The organism is Amycolatopsis orientalis DSM 43388, assembly GCF_000411975.1.
Taxonomy (GTDB): Bacteria; Actinomycetota; Actinomycetes; order Mycobacteriales; family Pseudonocardiaceae; genus Amycolatopsis; species Amycolatopsis orientalis_D.
Genome location: NZ_ASXG01000050.1, coordinates 1 through 1,012 on the forward strand (window position 1 = coordinate 1; position 1,012 = coordinate 1,012).

At 73.6% G+C, this 1,012-nt stretch carries 2 pseudogenes; both read left to right on the forward strand.

The features are described from left to right. Nucleotides 1-436: pseudogene (locus L942_RS09430) on the forward strand (hypothetical protein); the annotation flags it as partial. Nucleotides 437-489: 53 nt separating this feature from the next. Further along, nucleotides 490-1,012, forward strand: a pseudogene (locus L942_RS09435) (hypothetical protein); the annotation flags it as partial.

Here is a 1,012-nt window from a genome sequence, read left to right on the forward strand (position 1 = left end):
GCTGGTGTTCCTGGCCGCGGAGACCGCGCCGGTGCTGCGCGACAAGCTCACCGAAGCCGTCCTGGCCGCCGCCGGTCACGCCCATGCCGGCATGGGGACTCCGGACGTCGACCAGCACGAACCGGCGAGCCCGGCCGAACCCGCCGAACTCCCCGCCGACGACGAGTTAGCCGCGGCCAAGCCGGTGCGCAAGCCCGCCCGCAAGACGAGCAAGGCCAAGGCCAAACCCGCCGCCCGCAAGCTCCTGGCCGACTACGTGGCCGACGCCCGCGCCGCCTGGACGCCCGGAACCGAGATCACCCCGGCCTGGGTCCGCAGCGTCACCGACTGCGCTCGCGGCACCTCGTCCAACGTCGCCACCGCCCTGGCCGCCGAACTGACCGACACCGCCCCGGCCAAGCCGGAGCCCGCCAACGACGAAAGGCAGGCCGCGTGATGTCCACGCCCAACGACCACAACCCCTTCCCGAACCACGAGGGAGACCAGTCTGTGAACACCCCCGCCGAACCGTCCGTGAACACCCCGGCCGACACCGCCGTGAACGCGGCTGTGAACGCCGATCCGGCGGCCACCGAGGTCGCCTACACCCGGTCCGGGAACGTCGTCCCGATCCGCCCGGACACCGCCCGCAGCGCGGAGGAAATCCCGGAGCAGGGCGCGGCGGAGCGGGACGCCCGCGCCGGTGACGTCATCGACGCCGCCGACGCGGACGAGCCCGGCGGCGTCGCTCCGGCTGTGCCGGTCGACCCGCCTGTAGTGACGCGGTCGTGGTGGGAGAACGCCGCCGACGCCACCGCCCGCCCGCTGGTGGCCAAGTGGCTGACGTCGGCCGAAGAGTTCAAGACCCGCGTCCGGTTCGTTGTCCGCTACGCCGCCCACGCCACGGCGTTCCACGCGCTGCGGGTGCCGCTGTACGTGCCGACCGCGTTCCTGCGCTCGTTCGGCGCGGTCGGCCGTCTGCTGGGCCGCTTGCGCCACTGGGTGTTCGACGGCGAGTCCAAGCCGGTGCGGA